Here is a 379-nt window from a genome sequence, read left to right on the forward strand (position 1 = left end):
CGCACTGACCTCCACCAGCACCCGGAACCCGTCCGCCAGCAGCGCACGCGTCGCCGCCTCGAACTCCACCGTCCCGCGCAGGTTCCGGTACCAGTACCCGGCGTCCAGCGAAGCGGTGTCGATCACCCCACCGGAGACCGTCGAGTAGAACGGCACCTCACACGAGCGCGGCGCCACCGGAGCCAGCAGCTCGGCCAGCTCCGCCTCGATCCGCTCCACATGAGCCGAGTGCGACGCGTAGTCCACCGCCACCCGGCGCGCCCGCACCCCCCGCGCCTCACACTCCACCAGCAGCTCGTCCAACGCGTCCGCGTCACCGGAGACCACCACCGACGACGGCCCGTTCACCGCCGCCACCGACACCCGGCCCTCCCACCGG

General features: G+C 72.8%; 1 protein-coding gene. It reads right to left on the reverse strand.

Going from position 1 to position 379, the window contains the following annotated elements; all coding sequences use genetic code 11:
• Positions 1 to 379: acyltransferase domain-containing protein (locus IH50_RS38470; protein ID WP_037873711.1), on the reverse strand; the 379-nt coding region annotated here is incomplete at both ends.

The organism is Streptomyces sp. NRRL S-37, from assembly GCF_000721605.1.
Classification (GTDB): domain Bacteria; phylum Actinomycetota; class Actinomycetes; order Streptomycetales; family Streptomycetaceae; genus Streptomyces.